Below are 22,016 nucleotides of genomic sequence, written 5' to 3'. Positions count from 1 at the left end.
CCTGCGACTGCGTCAGATTTCACAAAAAATTCATCAACGTAGCTTAGGCTACGCCTCCGAATTTTTTGCTCATCTTCCTTGTCTCGGCTCATGATCCTGTGTCATATGTATGGTAAACCACGGTCTCCTTAGTCTTAGTATTTTTTGTTTCATCGCTATCATGCTTGCCAGCATCAGTTGGGCGCAAATTCCCAACGCCTCACTCAATCAAATTGAAACTCTTGTAAAGGCCAGGTTTGAAAAAAGGGGAGGGGTGGTTATTTTATTAGACTTAAAAAGTGATAAGTCTTATTTTTTTGGGGGAACGCAATGGCTTGATCAAGTAGTTGAGCCAGGGTCGTTGTTAAAGCTAGCCACCGCCTTTTATTTTGTAGACCATGGCATCGATTTAGAAAAATATCGCTATTCTTGTGCAGGCCACGGCAAATGGAACGGCAAGAAATATTATTGTTGGAAACAAGACGGTCATGGCAGTGTTGGCTTAACCCAAGCACTTGCCTTGTCTTGTAATTTATATTTTATCAGTTTAGCCGATCGTATTAAAAAATCCCAATGGTTGTTAGGCCTAAAACAACAACAACTTACCGTGCAAAGCTTCAAGCAGGGCAGCTATCCAAGGTTGCTCTTCATCGGTGAGGGTGGCATGCTTGGAGTGCAAGTGCGAGATTTTATTCCTTGGCTAAAATGGCTGGCTGGGCATTTAGCCGACCCTAAGTATCGTGAGATTTTGCAAGGCATGGTAGAATCGGTGCAATATGGTACAGGGCAAGAAGCAAAGGTGCCAGGTCTTAAAATTTTCGGTAAAACGGGGACGGTAGGAAGTACTAATCCTCTTTACGCCCATGCCGGGTTTTTTGTAGGTTTTACCAAGGTTGATCAATTGGGCGTTGCGTTGTTGGTTATGGTAGAAGACAGCCACGGCTTTCAATTGCCAGCCAAATTAGCAGGAGAAATATTTGCAGCACTACGTTAATAATAATGTCATTCTGAGCCCAGCAGGGCCCTTTGTCATTGCGAGTTCATGTCATCCTCGCCCCTGCCTACGCAGGGGTAAACTCCGGCGGGGACCCATGATCCCGTGGCAATCTTCCTTTTTATTTTGCAAATATCTCCACGTCTTTTCGAATCCGGCAGAGGCTCTCTCAACCCCGAGCAAAGGGGTTTCGAGTAGCCTCTTCCGGCTTCGAAAAGACTTTGTACAATTAATTTTCTTTTTTATCTTCTGCAGCCTTCTTTTCTCTCCGTTGACCTTCGCCCAATCCTCTCAAATCTTAAAACTAGAACTTTTCTCTGGGCGCGAACTCAAAGAGGTTTATATTATGCCAGAGGGGGCTTGTTGTTTTGAGATTTTATCGTTTGAGGCGGGGCAGTTGTTTTGGAAAAAGAAACCCGTGCAGGGTTCCTTGACCTTTGTAGGGTTAACCAAAATTCGGCATCCTGAAGCTGGGCAAAAAAATGTGGTGGGTAAAACAACAATTCAGGTGGTTCGAAATGGTTTTGAAATTCAAGCCGAGGTTGGTTTAGAAAATTATGTGCAAAGTGTGTTGGCTAGCGAACTGCCTGCGGATACTCACCTAGAGGCTTTGAAGGCGGTCAGTGTTGCGATTCGTACCTATGCCATTAAATTTCAAGATCGGCATGAAGCTCAAGGTTTTGATTTATGCGACCTAACCCATTGCCAGGTTTATGGGGCCTTAGTTAGAGACCCTATCTATCGTAGGGCTACTCAGGCCACCCAACATAAAATCTTAACTTATCAAGGTGAACCGGCGGTAACGCTGTATCATAGCGTGTGTGGTGGCATGACCTCCCCCAATCAAGCTGTGTTCGGTGGCAAGCCTTTGCCTTATTTGCAAGGGGTGGATGATCAAGGGGCTTGTAGCCAGGCTGAAAATTTTCAATGGCAACGGGATGTTTATCCCCGGGAAATTCAAAAATTACAAGCATTGGGGATTTATTTCGAAAAGTTAAAAATAGCTCAAGCGTCAAGTCAAGGCAGGATTTATAGTTTTTACCAAGAAGATAAAAACCACCAAGAATGGTTAGCGTCGGAGTTATTGAGTCTCATTGGCAAAAACTTGGGTTGGGCCTTGTTTAAGAGTACATGGTTTAAATGGGAATTTAAGGGGGATCATTTAATGGTAGAGGGAAAAGGTTTTGGCCACGGCGTAGGTTTGTGTGAGGCCGGGGCCAGTCATTTTGCTAAGCGCGGTTGGAGTTATGAAAAAATATTACAGTTTTATTATTCTGGTACTCAGTTGCTTAAGCGTTAGCTCGTTGCAGGCTGAAACCTCTGTTTTTCTCCAATCCGAAATCAAAAACCTTTTTCAACAATATTTTAAAAAAGAACCCTTGGGTTCTTATGCCTATTTAGAAAAAACCTCAGCAGGTATTTTTGTCACCCTAGAAGAAAACAACCGCACGCTTGCTTGCTTAGGTGATGTGCGCCCACACCATAAAAATCTAAAAGAAGAATTAATAGGCATCTTCGATAAAATTTTATCACACCCCCGTTTTTCAAAAGCCTTGCAGCCATCTGATTATCTGCATTGGAGCGTATGGGTTCGTTTCCCAAAAACCCCCCTGCAAGTTCATTCAATTTATCAAATCAACCCCAAGCTCGATGGAGCCATGTTAAAAAGCGGGGCCAAGGCCTCCATGGCCCTACCTGGCGAAGCCAAAACCCAAAAATATTTGTTACGCCTTTTAAAAAGCAAGGCAGGCCTCACCCCCCAAGAACCCTTCACCCTCTATCGCATCCACGCCCCAGGGTTTAAATTGTAAACTGAATCTACTTAGTCCGCCTTATCAAAAACACATTTCAATTCTAACTGCGCATCGGCTGTTCTTAAAGGCCGAGAGATTAACATGTGAGTAAATAAATATATTAATTATACATAAATATACATAATAATTGTGAACTTTAGTGCCATAAATAGACGAGAATAAAAACGGATTTGTCTATTTATAGGGTGCTATGGTGGTTCCAGGTGTACTTAAAAATCCCGCAATTGTTCAACCAAATCCTCCTCTTGTGGGGGATTGGGAGCAAGTTTTTTTAGATGAACCTATTGGAGCAGGTGAAGCCTTGGCACCACAGCCACAAGGTGTTGATCCAACAGAGCTTTACCAAGCATTCTTAGCAGAACAGACTAAAACTTCCCTTCACGCTCGAGGTACCTATCAACTGAACTCACAAGATTGGGAGAGATTAAATGGCGACGTGATGCAGCAGTTGATTGTTCAGGATCGGCCTCTTTACGACCGTATGGTCCAGCATTTGGATGCGGCCCATGCACTTCCTCCTGAATTGAAAGACGAGTTTGCAGTAATGAATAATCATCGTGATGCTTTGGTAAAATTAGCCGAACAAAGGCAAAAATTATTATTGCAGCCTTTGCCTAAAGCTCAAAACCGCATGCAGGCTCAACAAAAACAACTGGAAGATTTAGAACAAGCTATTGTGGAAGCGCAAGAGCAACTACAAGAGACGAGTCAAACATTTCAGATGCATTTAGCTGCCCATCCCGCCTATCTTCAAAAAAATGAACAGCTGATGTTCAATTATGCAGCCCTTGCCCTGTATATACGTTTACAACAAGTAGAAGCAGGTCGTTTTCAAACTTTGGCCCGTGCTACGGCTGATCATCTGCGCGAGCAGATGCTTTCTGAAAATACAAATGATTTATTGGCTAATTTACAATGGGTTGGGCAAGTAGCGGGGCTTATTGATCTAGCCACAAAGAGTCAAAGCATCCTTTTTCAATTGCAGACAACAGGTTTAGATCCCGATGGTTCTATTGCGAAAAATTACGAAAATCTTTTTTCAGACTTAGAAAAATTTCAGCCAACACATTTGAATCAAGATGCTATAATTCATCTGCAAGATTTACAATTTAAACTTAGCTTGCCTCGTTTGTGGTCGGATTATGATCAACTGAATACTTTTCGTGCGCTCCTGCCTTGGTTAGGTGACTTGATAGGTACAACGCAGGCGGATTTATTGCGTTGGATGAATGGAACTATTCCCAAACGAATCGAAGTGATGGCCTATTTAGCCAAGCGGCAGCTACAGGCTGTGTATCCTGATGATGCGGCTATGATGCAGGCATACCTCAATGCAAAATACATCGAATGGCAACAAGGCTTGGACAACTTCGAAACGTTAAAAACTCAAGCGTCAAACTTGGAGGCCTTTCATCACCTTTTGAAGACAAATTGGAACCAAGCCTATGCAGACAAAATGGATCGCGTCAATGACATGTCTCAAAGTTTGCCAGAGTTTCAATGTTTTCTTCAAGGGGCAAAAGAGTTTCGCGAAGAAGTGGAAAAGGTATTTGGGCCGATCAATCCCATGAACCCTCATTATATGGAAGTTCAGCGACTTTACGAAGTAACACGGATGACATTTGGGGATGTAAAATCAGGGGTTTCGCTGCAACACCTTGCTATGATTTTTCCAATTGATTCAAAGACTGCCATGCAAATGCAAAGGGTCATGCAAAACATCGTTCAAAAACAAAATGCCGGTAAAACAAAACAGGCCGATAGTTTCTTGCGTTTGCACAATCCAGCACCGTTAAAATTTTTGTATGTCTTAGAACAAGTGATGCAAGGCAAAATCAGCGACGAAGAATTTTCTGAATATATGCAAAGCATGCCGATACCTTTTAGGGTAGGGGCGCAATATCTGTCGGAAGAATCAACAGACGTATTGGCCATTAGCCAGACCTTAAGATATATTTTGCAGACGGAAGAATGCAAAATATTTTGGGAACGAAATCTAGAAACAATGCAGGAAGTATTTTTGGGTTTAGAAAACTTAGCTGATCAAATTGCGAGCGAGCAAATCGATGAAATAACATCGCAAGAAAAATTGCGGGGGCTATTTCAAAAATTACATCGAGTGATGGCAGCAAGTTATGGCGAAGATATTCTAGCAACCTTACAAAGCCACAAGCTTAAAACGGAACTACGTTTAAAAGATGAAACGGATTTAGCTTTTACCCAGCGTCGCATCAGCCTTGCAAGTCTTGAGGGTCGACGGCGTCAGCTCTACGATTCGGCATTGATGTTACAAGGCAAGGCGACATCCCCTTTCCCTGATCAAAAGGGGCAGGATCCCGTCATGCAACTGCCGGCCGATCAAATCATGCGCTCGATCTTAGGGGTTCATAATGATGATCCAGCTTTAATAAAGGTGATTCGGAAAAATCCGCAGCTACATGGGATCAAAGATACCTGTGTGGCAAACGGGGTTTATGTCTATGACCATGTTCGACAAGGCTACAATCTTTATTTGCAAGCAGAGCTTTCACAAGAGGGCATTGTTCAACATAACCCTATGGAAGAAACTTTAGCCCGCCTTGAATTTGCGACACAAAGCTTACAATATGTTGATCGGTTTGAAAACCTCCTTGATAATCATCGAAATCTCAATGACCTTGAAAATCAATTGGCTGAGCTTGGTGAAATGGACGGCGACTACCTTGTGGATGGTCAGGCCTTTGTACCTCGAGTTTATAAGATGCGCAAAAAATGGGCTGAAGCCTATCGTGAAGTAGCCGCGGGGCATTTTGAGGCTGCACAATCCAAAATGCAGGGTATCCTACAACGCAAATATAGTTTAGCAAAAGAAACTGAACGGCTGGCTGATATCCACGCCAAACGTGAATTTGTTTTGGACGTAGGGATCGTGTTACTTTCAAGTTACATGGCACCTTTTGCAGCGGGGTTACTGTTGCGGGGCGCTTCATTGGTGGGGCGATTAAGGGCTGTGGCAGGGGCAGCGCGGTTGGTGCGATCCAGCGGTGCAATGGTAGGGCGAGGGCTTGCGCATATCCCTGGGGCAACTAGGCTAGGTCATCGTGCATTAGGTGCCGGACGTTGGTTGCTCACCACGCCTCATATCCGCAGTCCAGCCTTTGGGTTTACCCACGCTTTATCTTTTCATCTTTTAGAAAAGAACTTTCAGTTTATTGCTAGTGAATTGGGCGTCGGCCGACATTTTGTGTGGGATCGGGGGCTTTCGGCCGAACAAAATGCTGCTCACTTTGCTTGGGATGTGATGGCCTTTAATCCCATGCTTCGGGTTTTAGCAAGAAGCGAAGCACTGGCCTTACGTTGTTTGCCTAACCGGCTTAAAGCCCTCCGAGGCATTTCTGTGCGAGAACAAATTCAACATATGCAACTTAGTCATGCGATTGATCCGCAAGGTGGATTTTTGATTCGAGGTGCATTTGGCATTGCCGGGGATGTTGCCAAACGTCCTTTGATGGCTGCTACTCGATTTGCTGGCGAGTATATGGGTTTTAATGTTTGGGGTGTCACCAATGATATTGTCTTGAAGAGTGCCTTACGTTTTGCAGATGGTGAATTTAAAGGCATAGAAGATGCCTATGCTTATTGGGATAATGCCTTTAGCAAGCATCATATGATGGAGATGGCGAAGGGGAATTTATCATTTTTATTAGGTTTGAAGACGGGTGGATTTGGAGCAAGGCGAACGATAGAAAAAATTCAGCAGCGCCGTTTTGAACGAGAACGCCCCAACATTGAAAGAATTGAACGTGAAATTGCTATGACGTGGGATGTGTTGGAACGGCGGCGCCATGACTATGCCCAAAATTTGACTTATTTAGTGATAGGAGATTCAAAACCCGTTCATGCTCATCCCGATAAATTCGAAGAATCCCAACGTCTTCAAGGGAGAATACGGCAATTATTAAAGCAACGCGAAGCGGCTTATCGCCGTGCAGGTGTGTAATTATAATACATTATTAATGAATATAAATAAATTTTTTTATAAAATATAGGCAACACAAGCTTTTAAACCCCGATATAACAATTAATATTTATGCCAGGAGGTATTATGGCAGGACCAAGGAAAACAGGGCAAAGTGGCGGTACTCCTCCACGGGTGCCTGAAGAAGGAGTTGAAGAGTTACGTGCAGACAAGGGCAGGAAAGATCCGGCTCGAGCTGCAGTAAAGGCTGCACAGGCTTCGGGAACTGAAGTAAGTGCTGTTGATGCTGCTGCCGCTGCTGTGGGTTTAGAAAGGCTTGTTCAGACAAAGGAAGGTGGGATAGGAAGATCAGCAAGCGGCATTTTTGACACGCCGGGTGTGGAAGCGGTGCGCTCTGAAGAATTAGCAAGATTAGATGGTCGTTTTGATCCACATGCAACCATGGATCCTGTAGATCGAGCAGATGGTTATGCCTACTTTACGGTACATGGAGATAGGCCTGCAACCCGTAGGCTTATAAATCAACACGGCGTGCCTGGAGTTGAATTAACAGTTACAAGGATAGCAGATGGTTCTTATCGAATTATTCTCGATTCAACGGCAGTTGTGCGCGACATTGCAGTGATTCGTAATCGTTGCAATCCTAAGACGGGAGAAGTGAGTGGTGCGATTGGACAGGATATTGGTATCGATGGGCTAGCTTTTACCGTAACAGACGGTGAAAACATGACGCGTGATTTTGAGGTAATCATAAATCCATCCACACAAGCCTATGCCATGGTTACTCTTAGAAATGAAAGAGAGTTTGAGCTCTCGATCATCGTTAGCCAAGATGGACAAGAAGTTGGCATACGGCGCGAGGATATAGTTAACTATTTTGATTAATCATAAGGAATTTTTTTATGGCACGACCTAGAGGTATTGGTGGGGGTAGGCCCCCGGTTGAAGGTGAAGGTGTTCGGGATAAGAAACGGACAGATAGGCCCGGAGACAAACTCGTAGAAGGGGCCCGCGTTCAAGTTGATGGCGAAGCGCTAAAATTAACGGGAGCTGCAGCCGCGGCAGGTTTGGCACGATTAGGTGCTGTGGGTGTAGCGGGGGTGCAAGCTAATCCAGAAGCCGCTGGGATGACTTTAAAATCTGCTAATGTTCCAGATAGCCCCATTTACGCCCATTTGGCTGTGCATGTGGATGCTGCAACTCCTGGTTTGGGTTCGAAGGTCACTTTGGGTAGAGGAGGGGTGTTTGTAGATCCATCCGCTTTAATTGAATTTGCTGAAACTTTAGTGACTCATGGTTTCCAAGGAGAAGTGGCGTTTGGCAAGGATCTTACGATATCTTTAGCACGTTTAGGGATTCCAGATAATTTGAGTACTCGATTTTTCAATACGGGCGATGTTATTGAAGGCGTTGCGGTAGGCACCAGTGAGCCAGGAAGACGTTTGGTGATTCGTTTGGAGACACAAAATACACCATTAGGGCAAGATGGCATTGTTGCCTTAGAAGGCCAACAAAGTATTCGAGTTAAACGAAGGTCAGGAGGGCGAGAGGAAATCGTGAATATTGTCAATGGAGTTGGTGCTCCTACGAATACTTTATATGTTGTTGCAGGTCCTTATGGACCTACCGGTCAATTTGGCCTTTATACCGTTATTGCTGGAACTTTTGCGCCACCAACTTCTGATCGTGCTTACTGGGACACTCACGCATTTACAACCGGAGATGAGCTTTCCTTTACGGTCGATGCTAGCGGGCAAGTACAGGTAATGCCCGATTCCAATCTGGCTAAGATGATCGCGCATGGTGAAGTCGATTTGCTCCAATAGTTCATTAATTAAACATAAATATACATAAAAAATTATTTAAATAGGAAATTTATCCAGTATTAATGCCGATAAAACCTCTATGATTTTATAGAGGTTTGCATGGCTAAACCAAGGGGTGTTACATCTGATCCCAATCGGGGCAGGGAAGAAATCGACAAACTTCGTGTTGAGGGAAGGCTGGCGAGTGTTGCCTTAGCAGCTCAACAGGGAGGTGTTGCTCCTAAACCGATCGATGCTGCGAGGGCTGTTCGTGGTTTGTCTGAGTTGGGGGCATTAGAAGCGGCACCGGTCCGTGGTATTTATGGGGAAAGTTTAGTTGCTACTGTTGCCCGTGAAGAGGGATCCTTTCATGGTATGGCGGAAGGGGTTCGTGTTGCTGTTGCTACTCCTGAAAATCAACCCTTTGCCCGCTGGGTCGATCGGCTTTTGGTTGATTCGGAACGACTTTCCTTTGGTCAAATCATTCAGCGTCTGCATGATTTATTAGTTGATACGCAACATAATATGGATGCACGACAGCAAGGTTTGCATAACATTACCCGTGACTTTAAGTTGTTGCGTCATTTACTGATTCAACTATGGCGCAGTCATCAAACCTACGAAGTTCCATCGCGAGACACAATTCAAAGCCAATTAGAACGTTATGCAGAATTGGGTTTAATTAAAACAGAAGAAGTTCCATTGATTCTTGCTTGCTTAGATTTTCCAAAGGGAGAAGAAAAAATACGTCAGGCTTTGGCCGCAGCAGAGGGTAATATTAGCAAAGATATTGTTGGTTCTTATAATGTCATGCAAGGCCTGCTTTTTGAATTGACCAACCTTCGATACATGGCGGAATTTTTTGATGCGATGGCCATTGGGATAGATGCGCAGGGTTCAACACAAGTGACCTACCGTGGTTTGGATGTGCGCAACCAGTGGACAGAATTATCATCACCTATTGATAATGACCTAGCTTTAATTCCTGATCATATCTGGGAACATAAACGCTATTCGCGTTATGGGGTCGGTGAAACGCGACAAGTGCGTAATCAAATTTTAAAATATCAAGCAGCTATCGAGCAAGGTCTCTATCAGGGTGCTTCGGTTGAATTGACAGGACGTTTTGACCCTACCTTTTTGGCTTTTGCTGAAAAATATGCGCCCAATATAGAAATTCTTTATTCACTTGAATTATCAGAACACCATCGAGTGGTATTTCCAATTAAAGAAGCGCGCAATAGCACGCGGAGTTTACGTCGTATCCAACCTAAAGTTACCGATGCAAAACGAGATTTGACTGAAGACGAACGTCTCATTTTAAAAGGATTACAACGCGCCATTGAACAAGGCAGGATTACAGCTATCTTTGTGGATACTGTCCTCGATGTAGCTGATGTGCAAAATAGTCCGTACCGTGATGTGATTAATAAAGCGAAATTTGACCCAAAAAAAATCCATGATCTTAATGCCTACCGTGAGTATGAAAACTTATTGCATCAAAAGCGTTTGAATCTATTAAAAGCAATAGCAGAACAAAAAACCAACGACTTTAGCTCTGAATTTCAATACGTTGAAATAACCGACCATCTTATTGATACCGAGTTTCGACGTTTTGAACATTATTTTGCTCATGAAGCTCCAGAGGCAATGAGAGGGCGTTTTAATCTGCCTGATGAACTACGGGCTAGGGCACACGATGAATATGCCAAGCGTCGTCGAGAAGTAGCCGAAATTGAAAGTAGTCGTTTGGCAGCAGATGATTCTTTTACTGAGGCCCGTGCAGCTAAAGGATATCAAGGGCCGGCAACAGGGTTTCCTTTGATACCTTTGCACATCTATTTTGATGTCGTCAAATCTGTGTTGAAAGGCGATAAGCCACCTGGATCAAGGCATCATGCCAAAAAGCGAGTTGAAAAAGTGCCGTGGCAGCGAGATTATCATTGTGCTGAAAATTTTCCAACGGCTGAACATCTTGCAGCTGAAGTAAGAACAGGTGTGTACCAGGATCAGACAAGAAAAGTCATAGTCTATTATCCGGCAGGGTCTTCAGAATTGCGTGCTGTGCATCGTGAATACGAGATTGAGAGCGTATCGAAGTTTAAAAAATTAGAACAAGAAATCCTAGATAAAAATTTAAAAATCCTCCAAGAGCTTGGACAGAGTGGGGATGTAGCGCGTAAAGTAAAGAGAGGCCTTGAAATCAATCGGCGGCGTATTCAAAGTGCCTGGGATCATCTAACTAACTTGCGTCAACAGAAAACAGATAGGCTTAGGGACTTACCGATTGCAGAAAGGGCACAAGCAAGTATTGCATTCGATGAAAAAATTGCTCAAGCTAAACAAGGTATTTTAGATTTGTATAGAGAAGTGATAGGGGCAGATAGTTACCGTCAGCTCACCGCCCGCATTACTCATGAGGAATGGAATAACATCCGCAAATTTATTTATACGGTGGGTTTTGATAATGTTATGCGTGTTTATGAAGAAGCCATTGAACCAGGTTATGAGCGTCCGGCACATAGTATTTTAGCAGGGGGCCTCAACGTTTATGCTGCGGGTGAATTTTATTTACAGAATAATAAGATCATTTCTTTGAACAATGGTTCTGGTCATTATCATCCCGATGCAACAATGAGCTTAGAATATACAAAAAATTTATTGGCTGAAGCTGGTTTTGACGTTAGTAACACACGCCTAGAACATATTTTACATCCTTATGTTTCAATTGATGTCCCTGTTGAAACTTACTGGCAAAATGACTTCTTAAATATCCCTTCACCCTAATCAATCATAGCCGTGATCATAATTTTAAAAATGTAAGGGGATTTTGTTTTTGTAGCGGCTGGCATGGTAGACGATGGCGAACATGAGGGTGCCCCATAAAATATCGGCAAAGAGTAGTTTGTAATCTCCTATCCACCAAGTGATCAGGAAATTAAAAATAAACACCATAAAATAGAGCAGGGTGCCTAAAGGCAAAAAACGTTCCATGAGGCTTGATTCTTTGGCGGGCCATAACATGCGATTAAAAATATAAATGACCAGGGCGGTTAACCACCAACCCGCGAAATTGCTTAAGGGTACTCCAAAATAAGCCCCACCTTCGGGGTAATGATAAATCTTTCCCAAAAACCATTTTTCACCTTGATTGGCCACGGGGTCGATCACAATATCAATCATCATCATGTAACAAGCTGCCATCAACAACGTTAACCAACTATTTTGAATTTCAATGAGGGGGTGTTGTGGCCGATATTTGGCATGAATCAACGTTGCCACCGTTAAACTAAAAAAAGCTAAGAAAACATAAGAGAGTGAATCCCAAAAGGGTACCCCAAAAATCATCCATTCATGGGGCATGGCTTCGTAATGGTATTGATAAAGCCCATAGGGAAAGCCATGGCGAATCGAAAGAGCCTCGCTGCCCCATGCCAATAGATAACCCAAGAATAAAAATTTAAGTGTTTGCCGCCATCCCCAATAAAAATGGGCTATTAAAAAATAACTGATTAAAAAACACCACACATACCAACGTTTGATAAGCATGGTTACAAGTGTTTCAATCATGGCCCAAGGCCTTTTCTTTTAAAATATTCAATTTCTTGTCTTAAAGCCTTCCACACATCGTTTTGCGGCATTTTGAGTTCGGTCACCGCTTTATGGGCATCGAAAAAGAGAGGCCTCTTAAGTTGCCGAATAAGCCCCGCTGGAAAGCCGCGACTCAAACGATTGCCCCATTGTGCCATCCAGTAGGGCAGGATGGTACGCGGGCAAGGCACTCCACTTAATTCCTCCACTTTAGATACCAGTTCTGATAAATAAACATTTTTGTTGCCCAATATAAAACGACTCCCTGGTTTGGCTAATTTTGCGGCTAACACATGCCCCTTGGCGGCGTCTCTTACATCAATAAGGTTAAGGCCCGTTTCAATCAAGAATTTACTTTCGAGTTTCAATAATTTTAAGAGATATTGGCCAAAAAGGGTAACTTCTTCATCTTTGGGGCCCACTAATACGGTGGGATGAGCGATCACCACCGGCAGAGTTCTTTTACGCCAATATTGTAAAACTAAATTTTCTCCTGCCGACCGAATTTTGGCAAAAGGGGTTAAAAGGTCTTCTTGTGAAACACCATCTTCTTCATTGGCGACCCCATCGGCCATTGGAGGTCGTAAAAGTTCCATCCCCGAAGTGTAAATAAATTTTTGAACCTTATTTTTGTGACAAGCCTCCAAAAGGTATTGGGTGCCCATGACATGTATTTGATTCATAAGGTCTTTGGCCTTGCGATCAAAAGAGACATAAGATTCACAATGAAAGACAATATCACAGCCTTCTACCCATTCATCAATTTCTTGGGGGTTTTGCCAATCAGTCGCAAGCACCTCAATATCGAGGCCGGCAATGAGAAAGTCGCTAGGCAGGGTGTTTTGTTGATGCTGTTTTGATAACACAGCTCTTAGCGTGATATCTTCTTGTTTGCTTAATTCCTCAATAAGGTGAGAGCCTAGAAAACCTGAAGCGCCGGTTACCAATATTTGCATCGAAATCCCGAATATTGTTCAAGTGTAATGCCTCAATTTTTGGTAGAGAGCGTTTGGGTTGTTGAGGAAGCCATCGCGGAATCGGCGGGGCCCCCAATGCGGGCTAGCCGGCATGGAAAGCCGAGGCCCGCTTCTGAGCGGGAACGCGGAAGGATTCCGTGCCGGCTAGTCCCATTAGGGTCGCCGATGGAGCGCCGGCTGACGAAATAACCCAAACGCTCTCTACCAAAAATTGAGACCTTATGTTCAAGCATGCATCTCGTGACGGATGAGTTTGATAAATTGAGAAACCAGTTCTGGATCCCATTGCCCATACAAGCGTTCCCGTTCAAAAACTTTGAGGGCTTCGGCCGGGGCGATCCCTTTACGATAAGGGCGATTGCTGGTCATGGCGTCGTAGGCATCGGCAATGGCCACAATGCGAGGGGCCAGGTTGATTTCTTTTTCGCCAATTCCATCCGGATAACCTTTGCCATCAATGCGTTCATGGTGATGACGAATCACCGGCAAAGTTGCCATCAAGGATTTGAGTGTTTTGCAAATTTCACAACCGCGGGCAGGGTGGCTGCGAATGTGCGCCAATTCTTCTTGGGAGAGTTTGTCGGGTTTGTTCAAAATACTTTCGCAAATGCCAATCTTGCCAATATCGTGCAGCAGGGCACCTTTACGAATCAACAATTGCTCGGCCTCCGACAACCCAATATATTTGGCGAGCAACACGGCATAGCGGGCCACGCGTTCGGAGTGGCCGCGGGTATAAACGTCTTTGGCTTCTAACATTTCGGCCAAAGTAAAAATGATACTTTCGGAACTATCGACATCGTCATAAAGTTCTTTTAATTTGAGCAGCGATTTGACGCGGGTGATCAATTCAACCTTGTTAAAGGGCTTCATCAAAAAATCATCGGCCCCCATTTCGATGGCCTTAATTTTATCTTCTAATTCTTTTAAGGCCGTAATCACGATAATGGGAATAAACTGGGTTTTTTTGCTATTCTTCAAGGTTTGACAAACTTGATACCCCGATACCTTAGGCATCATGAGATCAAGCAGGATTAAATCAGGGGGAGTTTGCTCAACTACGCGTAGGGCCTCTTCGCCATCGGCCGCACTGACTAATTCGTAGGGGTAGGCCTTTAATTGCGCCATGAGCAGTTCAATATTCGTGCGGTGGTCGTCAACAATGAGAATTTTAGGTTTTTTTTCAGGGACAATCCCATTCGAGGGGATTTTTTTTGGGGTTTTGGTCTCAGCCATGACTCTATGCTAAAGCACTTTACTAAAAAAAACAAAGGAAATTAGGGCTTTTGGTTTTCAACTTGTAAGTTTAGGGGGAGCCTGTTAAATTAGGCCTCCATGTGGAAATTGGCGAAAAAACTGTTGAGCACGGTGATAGTTTTAGTCATTGTGGCGTTGGTGCTTAATCTTAATTTTTCTGGCAAGCCAGCTCGAGAATACGCTAAGCAATTTTGGCAAAACCACACGGTGCAATGGGTTTATCAAAGCGTGAAAGGCCGGGTAATGGCCGTGATTAATAAAGATATTTCGGTTGAAGAGGCCTTTAAACCCAATGTTCGATTACCGAGTTCTTCCGATCCAAAACAGGTTGTGCAAGAAAAGCCAAGCCTCGATCACATTCGACCCGAAGACAAAAAAGAACTAGAACGGATTATCAACAAATATTCCCAACAAACCGATGCTAAACCTAAAATAGAGGCCAAACATGACAGCACAAAATAAAAATTGTAAAGTTAAAGATTGTAAACGCGGCTATCGGGCCAAAGGTTATTGTCGCATTCATTATAAAAAATGGCGGCGAGGGGAGTTGGGCAAGTCACGTTATACAACCTGCTTCAACGAAGGCTGTTTCAAACCCATGGCTAAGCTGGGCATGTGTGTGCCCCACTATGAAGCGTGGAGCAAATCCCGCAGTGGTACGGTAGAGGCTGCGAGTCAAGCCCCAGCGCCTGCTGCAGCCGAAGGTGCACCTGCCAGTTAATATCTTCATGGCACAGGTCCGCAAAAATCTAAAAGAAATCTATCAACTTTCCCTTCAGCATTTTGGCTTACAACACTGGTGGCCGGGTGATTCACCCTTTGAGGTCATGGTGGGCGCCATCTTAACTCAAAACACAGCCTGGACCAACGTTGAAAAGGCCATTCAAAATTTAAAAGCTAAAAATTTATTAAGTTTGCAAGCCTTGCTTGATTTGCCTGATTCCCAACTAGCCGAAACCATTCGGCCCGCGGGCTACTTTAATGTTAAAACTCAGCGGTTGAAAGAATTTTTAAAATTCCTGCAAATAAATTACCAAGGTGACATTCAAAAAATGGTTGCACAACCCACAAAAAAATTGCGCCAAGAATTGTTATCCGTCAAAGGCATAGGGCAAGAGACGGCGGATAGCATTTTGCTCTACGCCCTAGAGCACCCCATCTTTGTGGTCGATGCGTATACCTATCGTATTTTTACCCGCCATGGGTTGGTGGGGCCCGAAGCGCAATATGAAGATCTTCAGGAAGTGGTGATGGATGTGCTGGAGCCAGAGGTAAAATTTTATAAAGAATTTCACGCCCAGATTGTGATGATCGGAAAAAATTTTTGCAAACCCACGGCACGTTGTGAACAGTGCCCGCTCAATAGCCTGCCTCATTGGGTTTAATTCGAATTATCTCCCCTGAGAGTTGTAGATTATAAACTTCCGGTATTTATGTCTTTAAACTTTTTAAGAAAAACCTTGACCCTGTAGTATACTATAGGGTTTATAATAGGGTCGATATGAAGGTAGGGCATTTTACCATTGGAAAAGTGGCAAGTATGACTGGGGTTGGGGTAGAGACCCTCCGTTTTTATGAACGGGAAGGCTTAATCCCAGAACCGCCACGGCGAAATTCGGGTTATCGGGAGTATCCACCGGCAACGGTTGATAGAGTTCGTTTTATCAAACAAGCAAAAGACCTTGGTTTTACGCTGGCAGAAATCAAAGAGTTATTGAGCTTGAGCGTAGGGCCTACGACGACGTGCGCCGATGTAAAACGGAAAGCGCAGGAAAAAATCAAAGAAGTGGACGCCAAGATCGCCGACCTCAAACGGATCAGGCAGGCCCTGAACCAATTGACAAATCAATGCCGAGGCAAAGGGCCGGTCAGTGAATGCCCTATCCTGGAAAACTTGCAATCGAAAGGGAGGAAAATATGAAACAAAACACGCCCAAGGTTATGGCGATTTTGGCTACAGGCACTGCTTTTTTAGGGTCATGTTGTGCTTTACCACTCCTGCTGCTTGGGCTCACAGGAACTGTTGGTTTTGCAACCGTGCTGGTGCCGTATCAGAAGTACTTCACCGTAATAACGGTCGTCCTTTTGGCAGTTGCCTTTTATTTTACTTATGGGCGCAAGACAGTGACCTGTGAAGATTCAAAGCTCTGTAGTCCCAAAAGTCAACGAGTCACCAAAATACTCTTATGGGTTTCTACAGGGTTGGTGTTGATTTTTTTGATTGGTCCTCAAATTATCACATGGCTGATTGCATCTTAAAGGGAGAGTTATGAATTGTTGTAGCAAAGAAAAACATGAGGCCCCTGAAGCCGAAACAAGGGGCCGGCAAAACTGCCCCCGCTGTGACTCAAAATCCAAGGGGGTCTCAATGATGACCGTTCGCTATATGCTGAAGGGACCTTTTCAACCCCAAGTTCAGGAAAAGGCTTCTTACCGGTTTTGTCTTTCCCCAACTTGCCCCGTTGTCTATTTTTCTGAAAATGATCCTTCAGTGTTTACGAGGGACCAATTGAGTGAACGGGTCACAATCAAAGAAACCGATGACCCGATCCCCATTTGCTACTGTTTTAATTTTTTCCGCCATGACGTGGAAAAAGAAATCAGAGAGACTGGAAAAACAACAATTCCGGATTTCATTACTGCACAAGTGAAGGCCAAAAATTGCTTTTGCGAATACACGAATCCACAGGGGACTTGTTGCCTGGGGAATGTCAGCTCTGTTGTCAAAACAATCTTAAAAAAGGAGGTACCATGATGAAAAGTTTGCTTCTAACCCTATTGGGGATATTCTTGCTGGGAACAGCGACGGTTGGTGCTGAAGAAAAAGTTGCGACGCCACAAGACACCAAGACCGTGCATATGAAAATCGAAGGGATGACTTGCCCCATGTGCTCTGCCATGATTCAGAAGAAACTGACTCCTCTTTGCCAGGCGGTTTCTATTGATCACAAGAATGGAGAGGGTCAATGCACCTATGAAGCCAGCAAAACCAGTCAGGACAGTATCGTTAAGGCAGTTGCTGATGCCGGTTATAAAGTGGTTGAAACGCATTAACTTTCTAATTGCTACAGTACGATAGGAAGATATCCTTGCTTGATCCATTTTACGAGGCTTGGGTGACCCTCAAATTCTGCTACGAGAGGAACTTTGCCTTTTTTCAGATCTTCCCGAACCTGAAAGGCCGTGGAACAAAAATCGCAAATAATTTCGGTGACTCCGGCATCTTGCAATTGGCGGTAAGAAGCATGCAGTTTGTGTTCGGGGTTTATGAGGGCCTTGGCCCATTCCGTTCCGGCTCCGTCGAAGATGAGCGTTACCGTAAAGCCTGCTTTTTTGAGTTCGGTGGCGTAGAGAAGCGCATGAACCGCACGGGCCATGCCTTCATGACTTTCTGTGCCTGCTTGTAGAATAATGAGATACTTTTGATTTATCTTTGCCTGACAGCCCAACCCAAGACTGGCAATAGCAAATAACGGTAATAACATTTTTTTGATCATGATCTTCCTCCTTTATTCAATTTTAACTTCTAACACATCGGCCATTTTTCTTAAGCTTTCGACAAACTCGTGGTGCCGGGGCGGAGGATTGCAGAAGGCAAAGCGCATGGTCACGGCAGACGTTCCTTTTTCAAAGGTGAGCGGGTCTTCTTGAAAATGGCACTGGCTTAAAGCGCTGTGGATGGTTTGCAAGACTTGATCATTTTCTTTTGATGTCACCTGATAGCGAAAAACACGGCATTTGCTCTTGATTCGGGATTCAAGCATTCCTAAAAACCGTAAGGCGATGAGGGCCAGAATGGTTGCCGCTCCTGCCAGAGTATATTGGCCCAAACCAATCACGACACCAAGGCTTCCGTTTACCCAGATGAGGGCTGCTGTCGTTAAGCCTCGCACGGTTCCCTTTTGTTGCCAAATGACACCAGCGCCTAGGAAACCCAAGCCAGTTAGCACATTGGCAGCCAGTCTCGCCACTTCACCACCGAAGCTATGCCCTGCCAGGATGAATAAGGTTGTTCCGAGGTTCACGAGCACCTGTGTTCTAAGGCCAGCGGGTTTGTGCGATAGCTCTCGTTCTAACCCTAAAATGGTTCCGGTGATAAAACTCACTGCAAGCGGAATTAGCAATTCTTTCATGCGTCTCCCTTTTTGGATAAAAATTTAAACATTTTTTCCTTAAATTCTGAGTCTAGGGTTGGGGGTGGGAGGTTTTGGGCCAAGGCATATGTCTTGCGATAGGACACCATAAACTTCTGGCAATTTTTGCAGGTCTTAAGATGCCGTTCTACTTGGTGTATGATTTTTGCATCTAATCGCCCCGCTAAAAAATCGTAGGCAAACTGATCCACCTCTTCACAAGTGGGAAGCCCCATCATCCGAAACATCAGTTTCATGATCAACGTTTTAGCGAACATACTTTCTTTCTAGTCTTTCCCGCAAAATCAGCCGCGCTCGATGGACGCGATTTTTCATGGCTGGTTTGCTCAATTCCAAGGTTTCACAAACTTCTTCTTCGGAGAGTCCTTCCATATCTTTGAGGAGATAAGCGGTTTTTAAATCTTCGGGTAGCTCATCGACACATTGCTTCAAAAAGGCTTGAAGCTCTTTTTGTGCAAAAAATGCTTCAGGCTTTGTCGACCAATCGGCTGTAGTCTGCACCCGAATGCCATTCTCAAAATGCGGTGCAAATTCTTCCCAAGAGACAAACTGTTTTCCTTTCATGGTTCTCAGTCTCATCAACGCCTGATTAACCGCGATGCGATAGATCCATGTGTACACAGAAGACTGCCCCTGAAAGGTGCCGATCTTTTCCACTACTTTTTGTAAAACTTCTTGCACGATTTCCTCGGCGTCTTCTTTCTTTCTCAAAAAATGAAACGCCAAACGATAAATTTTATTGGCCCACCGATCGATTAATTGCTGGTAAGCCCATGACTCTTTTTCTTTGAGCCCACGCAGCAGTACATCTTCACTAGATTCAGATGCAGAAGAGGGGGAAAGATCTTGTTGGAAAAAAGAAGGGGACATTTTTAAGACCTTTTTTCTACCACAACATCTAACGCAAGTGGTCAAAAAAATAGTAAAAAAAGGAGAAATTTATGCCGATGATGATTAAAGGCACGATTTTGGCAGCATTTTTGGTACTAATTTGGGGTTGCGGTTCGAGTGGTGCTAACGAGGGAACAACCGGAGCTACAACAGATGAATCGGGAGCTCAAATTTATGCCCAGATAACCGAAACCGACCCTTATACCGAGTGGGAGCAATTTTCAGAGGCCATTGGAACCATTGAAAGTAGTGCTCCGCATGGTCCGTTTGCCAGAGTTTATATCAACGATATCGCGGCTGCAGCCCTTGACAGTTCTCCAGAAAACCTTCCGAATGGTTCGATCATTGTCAAAGATAGTATTGATACTGCGGATGCTCAAGACATGGGGACTTTGACCATCATGAAAAAGATTGAGGGCTTTCGCCCCAGAACGAATGATTGGTTTTGGGTGATGGTGAGTTCAAATGGAGAGGTCCAGGGCGAAGGAAATATTGGCATGTGCATCAGCTGTCATTTGTCACAGGCCAATAACGACTATATTTTTCTTCATCAACTACAATAACCCAAAAAAATTTTGGGAAAACAAAAAAGCCCCGACAATTTAGAATTGCCGGGGCTAAAGGGTTAAAGCGATGGGCCCTTTTTTAGAGGGCCCCTAATTTTACTTCATAGCTGTGCAGCTTCCATGCTTGTCTTCCTTCTTATCGCCTTCTTTTGCCTTATCTTTGGTTCCACTGCAGGAACCTTCCTTCATCTTGGCTTCTTCTTTCTTATCTTCTTTTTTCTTGGTGTCTTTCGTGGCCCCGCAGGAACCCGCGCCGCAACTTCCACTTTTCATGTCAGTGCTTTTTTGGGTCTCTTTTGCCGGGGGGACTTGGTCTTCGGCAAAGGAAACCGATCCCAGGGGTGTGAGTGAACTCATTGCCAGAAAACCCGCGAGGGTTAACCCAGAAATGAGCAGTTTTTTCTTGTCCATTCTACCTCCTTGTTTGTAAAATCATTTTGAACCGTTGGATGTTAAAGATCTTAGAAAGTCTCATGAGCAACGAAAAAAATCGATATGTTCTTAATCATATCGCCATCAGCAAGAGACTTTTATTAAAATTCTGCATCTCAGACGAAAAGGAGTTTAGATGAATTGTTATTTTGCGATCAGCAAGGTGTGTAACTTAAGGTGCCAATACTGTTATGTGCCTGAATATAATAAAAGCAAACAAAGTGACTACAATCAAAAGGCGTTGGAATCGGCAAAACGGTTCGTTGCCAAGGTGAAAACAGAAAAGTTTGGGTTGGGAAATGTGACACTGCATGGGGCCGAACCCACGATTCTTTCGGCTGAAACATTAGGTGAGGTGATCAAGCACTTTGGTCAAGTGACTGACGATGTAAGAATACAGTCTAACGGAACACGGTTTACACCGCAATATCTTGATAAGCTTTTGGGGGTGATCCAAGATCCCAAGCGACTTTTTGTGGGGATTAGCATCGACGGGAGCCCTGAAATCCACAACCCACAACGAAATAACACCTGGCACCTGGTGATGAAAAATATCACCGAATTGAGAAAAAGGGGATTTGAGGTGGGGGTGCTTGGCGTTATCACCAGCCTAACCATCAAACACCTGAAGGAATTCAGCGATTGGGTAGAATCCATCCGACCACTGGTGGTGGGCATTACCTTTAAATTAGGTGAACATGGTTATGGGATTACGGAAGAAGAAAAAATTCGCTTTGCCGAATGGCTTTACGCCAGCCGCAACCTCAAACATCTCCAAGCCTTTATGCCCGATCTTTGCATGCATGATGGCAACGACTGCAATTTTTATGAATTTGATATTGATGGCAACTGTTACTCTTGTAATAAGAGTTATTATGATTTGGGTGTTTTTGCAAATTGGTTTCAAGAATCTTTTGAGGAAATTCGCAGTAAACGAAAGCCACTTTATAACAATCGCCCCATCGACCCTGAATGCAAAGACTGCCCTTACTTTGCCCTTTGTCACAGTGGTTGCCCTTTGAGCCGAGAAAAAAATAAATCGGTCGATTGTCAAATCAAACAGACCGTTTATCCTAAGCTGCTTGACGAGGGGATCCGGGCAGAAAACTTTTTTGCCATTGCAAGACAGTCAACCGTATTTGGAATGGACCTTGCCCGCTATCAATCGTTAAGCTCTGAGCTTGAAGAAGCAGAGGTTTTCGCTGCTACAGCTCCTTCTCCATCATCGAATGAACTTTTGCTTGCCGAAGCCAAGGTTATTTTAAATCCTCAATTTCGTTTTCAAAAATTCAGCTATCCCGTTCATCAGATGACGGCAGAATCCGATTTAACTGAATACAACAGTGGAGAAATAGTGCTGTTGATATACAAAGATGCACGTGACCAGCAGATACGGGTGATGAACCTAAGTCAGGCCGCAGCAAAATTTTTTAAAATTCTCATAGCCCATCCATCAAGCACCGTAGCAGGGGTCCTTGAAAAATTTACGAAGGAATTACCTGATATGTCCGAAGACACTTTTGTCAATGAATCCCTCACTTTTTTGAGGGCATTACACGAGAGAAACCTTTTGTCGTTTGCAGCATCTAAATAAGAAA

General features: G+C 44.1%; 24 protein-coding genes. 16 read left to right on the top strand and 8 right to left on the bottom strand.

What is annotated here, in order from left to right; genetic code table 11:
• Positions 1-109 precede the first annotated feature (109 nt).
• The 7 genes from HYU97_10500 to HYU97_10470 all read left to right on the top strand — a co-directional run bounded on the left by HYU97_10500 (position 110) and on the right by HYU97_10470 (position 11,337).
• Positions 110-973, top strand: a complete 864-nt coding sequence (locus HYU97_10500; protein MBI2337174.1) for a hypothetical protein — start codon at positions 110-112, stop codon at positions 971-973.
• Between the two features lie 346 nt (positions 974-1,319).
• Positions 1,320-2,273, top strand: coding sequence for a SpoIID/LytB domain-containing protein (locus HYU97_10495; protein MBI2337173.1), 954 nt, complete (start codon positions 1,320-1,322; stop codon positions 2,271-2,273).
• The gene (locus HYU97_10490) at positions 2,221-2,784 is read left to right on the top strand and encodes an AMMECR1 domain-containing protein (protein ID MBI2337172.1); all 564 of its coding nucleotides are present in this window, start codon (positions 2,221-2,223) and stop codon (positions 2,782-2,784) included. The genes HYU97_10495 and HYU97_10490 overlap by 53 nt, the downstream gene beginning before the upstream one ends.
• 193 nt (positions 2,785-2,977) lie before the next feature.
• On the top strand, positions 2,978-6,766 hold the full coding sequence (locus HYU97_10485; protein MBI2337171.1) for a hypothetical protein: 3,789 nt from the start codon (positions 2,978-2,980) through the stop codon (positions 6,764-6,766).
• A gap of 105 nt (positions 6,767-6,871) precedes the next feature.
• On the top strand, positions 6,872-7,630 hold the full coding sequence (locus HYU97_10480; protein ID MBI2337170.1) for a hypothetical protein: 759 nt from the start codon (positions 6,872-6,874) through the stop codon (positions 7,628-7,630).
• Between the two features lie 17 nt (positions 7,631-7,647).
• Positions 7,648-8,571, top strand: a complete 924-nt coding sequence (locus HYU97_10475; protein MBI2337169.1) for a hypothetical protein — start codon at positions 7,648-7,650, stop codon at positions 8,569-8,571.
• Between the two features lie 99 nt (positions 8,572-8,670).
• Positions 8,671-11,337 carry a hypothetical protein gene (locus tag HYU97_10470; GenBank protein ID MBI2337168.1) on the top strand — a complete coding sequence of 889 codons (2,667 nt, stop codon included), beginning with the start codon at positions 8,671-8,673 and terminating at the stop codon, positions 11,335-11,337.
• Positions 11,338-11,361: 24 nt separating this feature from the next.
• Here the strand turns inward: HYU97_10470 and HYU97_10465 are convergent, their stop codons facing one another.
• From HYU97_10465 to HYU97_10455, 3 genes are all read right to left on the bottom strand, one after another.
• Positions 11,362-12,120: a carotenoid biosynthesis protein gene (locus tag HYU97_10465; GenBank protein MBI2337167.1), complete on the bottom strand. Its 759-nt coding sequence runs from the start codon at positions 12,118-12,120 to the stop codon at positions 11,362-11,364.
• Entirely contained in the window at positions 12,117-13,097 is a 981-nt protein-coding gene (locus HYU97_10460) for an NAD-dependent epimerase/dehydratase family protein (protein MBI2337166.1), read from the bottom strand. Before HYU97_10460 ends, HYU97_10465 begins: the two co-directional genes overlap by 4 nt.
• Positions 13,098-13,343: 246 nt before the next feature.
• Positions 13,344-14,354 carry a response regulator gene (locus tag HYU97_10455; GenBank protein ID MBI2337165.1) on the bottom strand — a complete coding sequence of 337 codons (1,011 nt, stop codon included), beginning with the start codon at positions 14,352-14,354 and terminating at the stop codon, positions 13,344-13,346.
• A 99-nt stretch (positions 14,355-14,453) separates the two neighbouring features.
• Here HYU97_10455 and HYU97_10450 point away from each other — a divergent pair, with 99 nt between their 5' ends.
• From HYU97_10450 to HYU97_10420, 7 genes are all read left to right on the top strand, one after another.
• Positions 14,454-14,837: a hypothetical protein gene (locus tag HYU97_10450; GenBank protein ID MBI2337164.1), complete on the top strand. Its 384-nt coding sequence runs from the start codon at positions 14,454-14,456 to the stop codon at positions 14,835-14,837.
• A complete protein-coding gene (locus HYU97_10445) occupies positions 14,821-15,096 on the top strand; it encodes a hypothetical protein (protein ID MBI2337163.1) in 276 nt (91 codons plus the stop codon). The genes HYU97_10450 and HYU97_10445 overlap by 17 nt, the downstream gene beginning before the upstream one ends.
• Before the next feature lie 7 nt (positions 15,097-15,103).
• On the top strand, positions 15,104-15,760 hold the full coding sequence (locus HYU97_10440) for an endonuclease III domain-containing protein (GenBank protein ID MBI2337162.1): 657 nt from the start codon (positions 15,104-15,106) through the stop codon (positions 15,758-15,760).
• Positions 15,761-15,876: 116 nt separating this feature from the next.
• On the top strand, positions 15,877-16,296 hold the full coding sequence (locus HYU97_10435; GenBank protein MBI2337161.1) for a heavy metal-responsive transcriptional regulator: 420 nt from the start codon (positions 15,877-15,879) through the stop codon (positions 16,294-16,296).
• Entirely contained in the window at positions 16,293-16,634 is a 342-nt protein-coding gene (locus tag HYU97_10430) for a hypothetical protein (protein MBI2337160.1), read from the top strand. The genes HYU97_10435 and HYU97_10430 overlap by 4 nt, the downstream gene beginning before the upstream one ends.
• A 10-nt stretch (positions 16,635-16,644) precedes the next feature.
• A complete protein-coding gene (locus HYU97_10425) occupies positions 16,645-17,130 on the top strand; it encodes a copper chaperone Copz family protein (protein MBI2337159.1) in 486 nt (161 codons plus the stop codon).
• A complete protein-coding gene (locus HYU97_10420) occupies positions 17,127-17,429 on the top strand; it encodes a heavy-metal-associated domain-containing protein (GenBank protein MBI2337158.1) in 303 nt (100 codons plus the stop codon). Before HYU97_10425 ends, HYU97_10420 begins: the two co-directional genes overlap by 4 nt.
• A gap of 11 nt (positions 17,430-17,440) precedes the next feature.
• On the opposite strand, the gene HYU97_10415 is transcribed toward HYU97_10420, so the two are convergent.
• The 4 genes from HYU97_10415 to HYU97_10400 are packed head-to-tail and all read right to left on the bottom strand — an operon-like array spanning position 17,441 to position 19,399.
• On the bottom strand, positions 17,441-17,872 hold the full coding sequence (locus HYU97_10415; GenBank protein MBI2337157.1) for a DsrE family protein: 432 nt from the start codon (positions 17,870-17,872) through the stop codon (positions 17,441-17,443).
• Positions 17,873-17,884: 12 nt separating this feature from the next.
• Positions 17,885-18,508, bottom strand: coding sequence for an MgtC/SapB family protein (locus HYU97_10410; protein MBI2337156.1), 624 nt, complete (start codon positions 18,506-18,508; stop codon positions 17,885-17,887).
• Complete coding sequence (locus tag HYU97_10405; GenBank protein MBI2337155.1) at positions 18,505-18,786, bottom strand: zf-HC2 domain-containing protein; 282 nt, start codon at positions 18,784-18,786, stop codon at positions 18,505-18,507. The genes HYU97_10410 and HYU97_10405 overlap by 4 nt, the downstream gene beginning before the upstream one ends.
• A complete protein-coding gene (locus HYU97_10400) occupies positions 18,776-19,399 on the bottom strand; it encodes a sigma-70 family RNA polymerase sigma factor (GenBank protein MBI2337154.1) in 624 nt (207 codons plus the stop codon). The genes HYU97_10405 and HYU97_10400 overlap by 11 nt, the downstream gene beginning before the upstream one ends.
• Positions 19,400-19,470: 71 nt before the next feature.
• On the opposite strand from HYU97_10400, the gene HYU97_10395 reads away from it, so the two are divergent.
• Entirely contained in the window at positions 19,471-19,983 is a 513-nt protein-coding gene (locus HYU97_10395) for a cytochrome P460 family protein (GenBank protein MBI2337153.1), read from the top strand.
• A 99-nt stretch (positions 19,984-20,082) separates the two neighbouring features.
• Here HYU97_10395 and HYU97_10390 read toward each other — a convergent pair whose 3' ends face one another.
• Positions 20,083-20,397, bottom strand: coding sequence for a hypothetical protein (locus HYU97_10390; protein MBI2337152.1), 315 nt, complete (start codon positions 20,395-20,397; stop codon positions 20,083-20,085).
• A gap of 157 nt (positions 20,398-20,554) precedes the next feature.
• Between HYU97_10390 and HYU97_10385 the strand changes: the two genes are divergently transcribed.
• On the top strand, positions 20,555-22,012 hold the full coding sequence (locus HYU97_10385) for a radical SAM protein (GenBank protein MBI2337151.1): 1,458 nt from the start codon (positions 20,555-20,557) through the stop codon (positions 22,010-22,012).
• The last annotated feature ends 4 nt before the right edge of the window (positions 22,013-22,016 follow it).

The organism is Deltaproteobacteria bacterium (assembly GCA_016183235.1).
In the GTDB taxonomy this organism is placed as follows: domain Bacteria; phylum UBA10199; class UBA10199; order DSSB01; family JACPFA01; genus JACPFA01.
The sequence above is the reverse complement of the archived record's forward strand: the minus strand, read 5'-3'. Positions and strand labels throughout refer to the sequence as shown.

What these genes read in the sequence shown, in the direction of transcription:
- HYU97_10500 (MBI2337174.1), top strand. Translation starts at nt 110, where the DNA reads ATGGTAAACCACGGTCTCCTTAGTCTTAGTATTTTTTGTTTCATCGCT.
- HYU97_10495 (MBI2337173.1), top strand. Translation starts at nt 1,320, where the DNA reads ATGCCAGAGGGGGCTTGTTGTTTTGAGATTTTATCGTTTGAGGCGGGG.
- HYU97_10490 (MBI2337172.1), top strand. Translation starts at nt 2,221, where the DNA reads ATGAAAAAATATTACAGTTTTATTATTCTGGTACTCAGTTGCTTAAGC.
- HYU97_10485 (MBI2337171.1), top strand. Translation starts at nt 2,978, where the DNA reads ATGGTGGTTCCAGGTGTACTTAAAAATCCCGCAATTGTTCAACCAAAT.
- HYU97_10480 (MBI2337170.1), top strand. Translation starts at nt 6,872, where the DNA reads ATGGCAGGACCAAGGAAAACAGGGCAAAGTGGCGGTACTCCTCCACGG.
- HYU97_10475 (MBI2337169.1), top strand. Translation starts at nt 7,648, where the DNA reads ATGGCACGACCTAGAGGTATTGGTGGGGGTAGGCCCCCGGTTGAAGGT.
- HYU97_10470 (MBI2337168.1), top strand. Translation starts at nt 8,671, where the DNA reads ATGGCTAAACCAAGGGGTGTTACATCTGATCCCAATCGGGGCAGGGAA.
- HYU97_10465 (MBI2337167.1), bottom strand. Translation starts at nt 12,120, where the DNA reads ATGATTGAAACACTTGTAACCATGCTTATCAAACGTTGGTATGTGTGG.
- HYU97_10460 (MBI2337166.1), bottom strand. Translation starts at nt 13,097, where the DNA reads ATGCAAATATTGGTAACCGGCGCTTCAGGTTTTCTAGGCTCTCACCTT.
- HYU97_10455 (MBI2337165.1), bottom strand. Translation starts at nt 14,354, where the DNA reads ATGGCTGAGACCAAAACCCCAAAAAAAATCCCCTCGAATGGGATTGTC.
- HYU97_10450 (MBI2337164.1), top strand. Translation starts at nt 14,454, where the DNA reads ATGTGGAAATTGGCGAAAAAACTGTTGAGCACGGTGATAGTTTTAGTC.
- HYU97_10445 (MBI2337163.1), top strand. Translation starts at nt 14,821, where the DNA reads ATGACAGCACAAAATAAAAATTGTAAAGTTAAAGATTGTAAACGCGGC.
- HYU97_10440 (MBI2337162.1), top strand. Translation starts at nt 15,104, where the DNA reads ATGGCACAGGTCCGCAAAAATCTAAAAGAAATCTATCAACTTTCCCTT.
- HYU97_10435 (MBI2337161.1), top strand. Translation starts at nt 15,877, where the DNA reads ATGAAGGTAGGGCATTTTACCATTGGAAAAGTGGCAAGTATGACTGGG.
- HYU97_10430 (MBI2337160.1), top strand. Translation starts at nt 16,293, where the DNA reads ATGAAACAAAACACGCCCAAGGTTATGGCGATTTTGGCTACAGGCACT.
- HYU97_10425 (MBI2337159.1), top strand. Translation starts at nt 16,645, where the DNA reads ATGAATTGTTGTAGCAAAGAAAAACATGAGGCCCCTGAAGCCGAAACA.
- HYU97_10420 (MBI2337158.1), top strand. Translation starts at nt 17,127, where the DNA reads ATGATGAAAAGTTTGCTTCTAACCCTATTGGGGATATTCTTGCTGGGA.
- HYU97_10415 (MBI2337157.1), bottom strand. Translation starts at nt 17,872, where the DNA reads ATGATCAAAAAAATGTTATTACCGTTATTTGCTATTGCCAGTCTTGGG.
- HYU97_10410 (MBI2337156.1), bottom strand. Translation starts at nt 18,508, where the DNA reads ATGAAAGAATTGCTAATTCCGCTTGCAGTGAGTTTTATCACCGGAACC.
- HYU97_10405 (MBI2337155.1), bottom strand. Translation starts at nt 18,786, where the DNA reads ATGTTCGCTAAAACGTTGATCATGAAACTGATGTTTCGGATGATGGGG.
- HYU97_10400 (MBI2337154.1), bottom strand. Translation starts at nt 19,399, where the DNA reads ATGTCCCCTTCTTTTTTCCAACAAGATCTTTCCCCCTCTTCTGCATCT.
- HYU97_10395 (MBI2337153.1), top strand. Translation starts at nt 19,471, where the DNA reads ATGCCGATGATGATTAAAGGCACGATTTTGGCAGCATTTTTGGTACTA.
- HYU97_10390 (MBI2337152.1), bottom strand. Translation starts at nt 20,397, where the DNA reads ATGGACAAGAAAAAACTGCTCATTTCTGGGTTAACCCTCGCGGGTTTT.
- HYU97_10385 (MBI2337151.1), top strand. Translation starts at nt 20,555, where the DNA reads ATGAATTGTTATTTTGCGATCAGCAAGGTGTGTAACTTAAGGTGCCAA.